Source organism: Methylibium sp. T29, from assembly GCF_000576205.1.
GTDB lineage: Bacteria > Pseudomonadota > Gammaproteobacteria > Burkholderiales > Burkholderiaceae_C > Methylibium > Methylibium petroleiphilum.
Map to the genome: position 1 here is coordinate 1 of NZ_AZND01000237.1, position 5,006 is coordinate 5,006.

Sequence of the window (5,006 nt, forward strand, 5' to 3'; positions counted from 1 at the left end):
CGCGGCGCTCGGCCTGCGTCGCGAGGGCACGGTCACGCCGCGCGAACGGGCGATGCAGGCGCTGGCCGAGCGACTCGACGCCGACGTCCGCGCCTCGACCGACCGGCTGATCCACCTGCACGGTCTGGACGGCCGGGCGACCGAGAGAGTGCTGACGCGCCTGGCCGAGCACTACGCGGTGCGGGAGCCGGCCAGCGAGGGCAAGGCCGCGGTGCTGGGCGGGCTGCTGACCGGCGCGCTGGCCGGGCTGAAGGCCGACATCGCCACCGGCGGCCTCACGCTCGGCGGGGGCCTGCTGGCCGGCGGCGTGCTCGGCGCGCTGGGGGCCGCCGGCTGGCGCGCGGCTACAACCTGGTGCGCGGCGTGGAAGCGCCGTCGCTGGCCTGGACCGACGAGGTGCTGACCGGCCTCGCGCATTCGGCGCTGCTGGGCTACCTGGCGGTGGCCCATTACGGCCGCGGTCGCGGCGACTGGGCCGAGGCCGAGCAGCCCGACTTCTGGCACGACGCGGTGAGCCAGGTGCTGCAGCCGCGCGCCGAACTGCTGGCCGCGCTCTGGTCGGCCCGCGAGGGCGGCGACGACCCGGAGGACGTGCAGCACCTGCGGGCACAGTTGCAGGCGCTGCTGAGCGACGGCAGCCGCGAGCTGTTGCTGCGGCTCTACCCCGCCGCCGGCGACGCGATCGGGGCCGCGGGCAGCGACGGGATCGCACGCCGCGGCGGCTCGCCAGCGCGACCTGTGGCCTAATCCTGGGTTTCGCCAATTCCTACCGGAGCCGACATGGGCAACCAGATCAAGACCGAAGCCGACCGCCGTGCCACCCCCCGCCCCACCCCGCCGACCGGCGTGGTGTTCACGCCAGGCCGCGGCCAGAAGGTCAGCCTGGAGCGCGGTTCGCACACCCGCAGCAAGAAGAATCCGGGCAAGCGCTCCAAGAAGGGCGGCTGATCCCGGAGCACCGCGCGGCCGCGCCGGCACCGGCCGGGGCCTCGCACCGATGCTGCGAATCACCGAACTGCGCCTGCCGCTGAACCACGCCGAGGACGCGCTGCGTCCCGCGGTGGTAGCGCGCCTGGGCATCGCCGACGCGCAGCTGCAGTCCTTCACCGTCTTCAAGCGCAGCTACGACGCGCGCCGCAAGACGGCGGTGGTGCTGATCTACACCGTCGATTGCGAAGTGGCCGACGAGGCCGCCGTGCGAGCCCGGCTCGGCAGCGACCCGCACGTGCGGCCGGCGCCGGACACCCGGTACCGCTTCGTCGGACAGGCGCCGGACGGCTACTACGCCGCAGCCGCGGGCACGGCGCCGCCGCTGCGTCCGCTGGTCATCGGCTTCGGCCCCTGCGGCATCTTCGCGGCCTTGATCCTGGCGCAGATGGGCCTGCGCCCGATCGTGCTGGAACGCGGCAAGGCGGTGCGCGAGCGCACCCAGGACACCTGGGGTCTGTGGCGGCGCCGCGTGCTCGACCCCGAATCGAACGTGCAGTTCGGCGAGGGGGTGCCGGCACCTTCTCCGACGGCAAGCTGTGGAGCCAGATCAGCGACCCGCGCCACCTGACGCGCAAGGTGCTGACCGAGTTCGTGAAGGCCGGCGCGCCGGAGGAGATCCTCTACGTCGCCAAGCCGCACATCGGCACCTTCCGGCTGGTGAGCATGGTCGAGAAGATGCGCGCCGACATCGAGGCGCTGGGCGGCGAGATCCGCTTCCAGCAGCGTGTGACCGACGTGCTGATCGAGGACGGCCATCTCCGCGGCGTCACACTGGCTTCGGGTGAGCAACTGCGCGCCGACCACGTGGTGCTCGCCCTCGGCCACAGCGCACGCGACACCTTCGAGATGCTGCAGCGGCGCGGCGTCTACCTGGAGGCCAAGCCGTTCTCGATCGGCTACCGCATCGAGCATCCGCAGGGCCTGATCGACAAGGCGCGCTTCGGCCCGAATGCCGGCCACCCGCTCCTCGGCGCGGCCGACTACAAGCTGGTCCACCACGCGCGCAACGGCCGCTCGGTCTACAGCTTCTGCATGTGTCCGGGCGGCACGGTGGTCGCCGCCACGTCCGAGCCGGGGCGCGTGGTCACCAATGGCATGAGCCAGTATTCGCGCAACGAACGCAACGCCAATGCCGGCATCGTGGTCGGCATCACACCGCAGGACTACCGGCAGGACGGCCTGACCGAAGGTCCGGTGAACCCGCTCGACGGCATCGCCTTCCAGCGCTACTGGGAGTCGCGTGCCTACGAGTTGGGCGGGCGCAGCTACGAGGCGCCGGGCCAGCGGCTCGGCGATTTCCTGGTCGGCCGGCCCAGCACCGCCTGGGGCAGCGTGTTGCCCTCCTACAAGCCGGGCGTGCACCTGACCGACCTGGCCCAGTCCGGCAACGCCAGCCTGCCCGACTACGCGATCGACGCGATCCGCGAGGCCCTCCCGGCGTTCGACAAGCAGATCGCCGGGTTCTCGCTGCCCGACGCCGTGCTCACCGGCGTGGAAACGCGCACCTCGTCACCGCTGCGCATCACGCGGGGCAAGGACTACCAGAGCCTCAACGTCGTGGGGCTCTACCCGGCCGGCGAAGGCGCCGGCTATGCGGGCGGCATCATGTCGGCCGGCGTGGATGGGATCGAGGTGGCCGAGGCGCTGGGCGCACGCATGCTGGGGCTCGCCGGCTGACGAGCCGGGGCAACGTCGCTAGCGGCCCGGCTCGGCGTCCGCCCAGGTCGGGCTGCGTTTGTCGATGAAGGCCTGCACGCCCTCCAGCGCTGCCTCGTCCATCATGTTGCAGGCCATCGCCTGCCCGGCGATCTCGTAGGCCGACGCGATGCCGGCCTCGACCTGGCGGTAGAACTGGGCCTTGCCGACCGCGATCGCGACGCGCGGCTTGGCGACGATGCGCTGCACCAGTTGCTCCACCTCGGCGTCGAGCCGATCGGCCTCGGCCACGCGGTTGACGAGACCGCGCTCGCGCGCCTCCTCGGCACTGATGAAATCTCCGGTGAGCAGCATCTCCATCGCCTGTTTGCGCGGCAGGTTGCGCGCCAGCGCCACGCTGGGCGTCGAGCAGAACAGTCCGAGGTTGACGCCGCTCACGGCGAAGCGCGCTTCGCGCGCCGCGACCGCCAGGTCGCACATCGCGACGAGCTGGCAACCGGCCGCAGTGGCGAGGCCCTGCACACGGGCGATCACCGGCACCGGCAGGTTCTGGAGGCTCAGCATGACGCGCGTGCACTGCGCGAACAGCGTCTCGTAGTAGCCGAGCGAGGGCGCGGCGCGCATCTGCTTGAGATCGTGGCCTGCACAGAAGGCCTTGCCGCTGGCGGCGAGCACGACCACGCGCGACGAGGCATCCGCCGCCACCGCATCCAGCTCGGCTTGCAGCGCGGCCAGCATGCCTTCGGACAGCGCATTGAAGGCGTGCGGGCGGTTCAGTGTCAGCGTGACGACGCCGCGGGCATCCTGCGTCTTCAGCACGAACGGGTCGTCTCTTTCGGTGACGGACATCTCGGCTCCTGCGCGTTGCTATTCGATCGCCTGCGTCGAGCGGGCCCGCTCACGCAGCTGGAATTTCTGGATCTTCCCGGTCGAGGTCTTGGGGATGGCTTCGAAGCGCACCTCCTTCGGCGCCTTGTAGCCGGCCAGCAGCGACTTGCAGTGGGTGACCAGTTCCGCCGCGCTCACCTCGGCGCCGGGCTTGAGCTCCACGTAGGCGACCGGCGTCTCGCCCCACTTCGGGTCGGGTCTCGCGACCACCGCGCAGGCCATCACCGCCGGGTGCCGGTAGAGCGCGTCCTCGACCTCGATGGAGCTGATGTTCTCGCCGCCGGAGATGATGATGTCCTTGCTGCGGTCCTTGATCTTGACGTAGCGGTCCGGTTCCATCACCGCCAGGTCGCCGGTGTGGAACCAGCCACCCGCGAAAGCCGCAGCGCTCGCCTGGGGGTTCTTCAGGTAGCCTTTCATCACGATGTTGCCGCGGAACATGATCTCGCCCATCGTCTGGCCGTCGGCCGGCGTCTCGACCATCGTCTCGGGGTCCAGCACCGTCATGCCCTCCTGCAGCGCGTAGCGCACGCCCTGGCGGCCGTTGAGCCGCGTCTGCTCGGACAGGCTCTCGCCGGCCCAGCTGGCGCGCTTCACCGCCACGGCGGCCGGACCGTAGACCTCGGTGAGGCCGTAGACATGGGTGATGTCGAAGCCCAGTTTCGCCATGCCCTCGATCATCGCGGCCGGCGGCGCGGCACCCGCCACCATGCCGCGCACCTTCTGCGTGATGCCGGCGCGCAGCTCGTCGGGCGCGGCGATCAGCAAGTTGTGCACGATCGGGGCAGCGCAGTAGTGATCGACGCGGTGCTCGCGCATCGCTCCGAGGATGCTGGGCGCATCGACCCGGCGCAGGCACACGTGCGTGCCCCCCAGCATCGCGATCGTCCACGGGAAGCACCAGCCGTTGCAGTGGAACATCGGCAGCGTCCACAGGTAGGTCGGGAAGTGCGGCATGGTCCAGGTGGCCGCGTTGCTCACCGCGTTCAGGTAGGCGCCGCGGTGGTGGGTCACCACGCCCTTGGGGTCGCCGGTGGTCCCCGAGGTGTAGCTGACGGCGATGGCGTCCCATTCGTCGGCCGGACCATCGAGCCGCGCCAGCGGCGCGTGGGCGGCCAACAATGCCTCGTACTCGTGCGTGCCGAGCCGGTCGCCCGGACCGGCGTACTCGCTGTCGCAGACGTCGATGACGATCGGAGAACGGCCGTGCTCGCTGCGCAGCAGCCGCAGCGCCTCGGCGATGGTCGGCGCGAACTCGCGGTCGGTGATCAGCACCTGGGCCTCGCAGTGGTTCATCTGCCAGGCCAGCAGCGCGGCGTCGAGCCGGGTGTTCAGCGTGTTCAGCACCGCGTTCAGCGCCGGCACCGCGTAGTGCGCCTCCACCATCTCCGGCGTGTTGGGCAGCATCACGCTGACGGTGCTGCCGCGCGCCACGCCGAGCGCGCCGCAGCGCCGCGGCGAGCCGCGCCGAA

At 71.2% G+C, this 5,006-nt stretch carries 3 protein-coding genes and 3 pseudogenes; 4 read left to right on the top strand and 2 right to left on the bottom strand.

From position 1 onward, the window contains the following. The 4 genes and pseudogenes from x551_RS25930 to x551_RS18375 form a co-directional block, all read left to right on the top strand. A pseudogene (locus x551_RS25930) lies at positions 1–403 on the top strand (hypothetical protein); the annotation flags it as partial. Further along, positions 364–747, top strand: a complete 384-nt coding sequence (locus tag x551_RS23690; RefSeq protein WP_152543580.1) for a hypothetical protein — start codon at positions 364–366, stop codon at positions 745–747. The pseudogene x551_RS25930 and the gene x551_RS23690, both read left to right, overlap by 40 nt. 33 nt (positions 748–780) lie before the next feature. Beyond that, positions 781–948 (top strand): hypothetical protein, encoded by a 168-nt coding sequence (locus tag x551_RS26225; RefSeq protein WP_011829037.1) that lies wholly within the window; start codon positions 781–783, stop codon positions 946–948. A 49-nt stretch (positions 949–997) separates the two neighbouring features. Continuing rightward, a pseudogene (locus x551_RS18375) lies at positions 998–2,667 on the top strand (NAD(P)/FAD-dependent oxidoreductase). 18 nt (positions 2,668–2,685) lie between these two features. On the opposite strand, the gene x551_RS18380 reads toward x551_RS18375, so the two are convergent. Then, positions 2,686–3,495 carry an enoyl-CoA hydratase gene (locus x551_RS18380; RefSeq protein ID WP_036234044.1) on the bottom strand — a complete coding sequence of 270 codons (810 nt, stop codon included), beginning with the start codon at positions 3,493–3,495 and terminating at the stop codon, positions 2,686–2,688. A gap of 18 nt (positions 3,496–3,513) precedes the next feature. After that, positions 3,514–5,006: pseudogene (locus tag x551_RS18385) on the bottom strand (AMP-binding protein); the annotation flags it as partial.

Excerpts from the sequence above, each read along its gene's own strand:
- x551_RS18380 (WP_036234044.1), bottom strand. The coding sequence starts at position 3,495 with ATGTCCGTCACCGAAAGAGACGACCCGTTCGTGCTGAAGACGCAGGAT.
- x551_RS26225 (WP_011829037.1), top strand. The coding sequence starts at position 781 with ATGGGCAACCAGATCAAGACCGAAGCCGACCGCCGTGCCACCCCCCGC.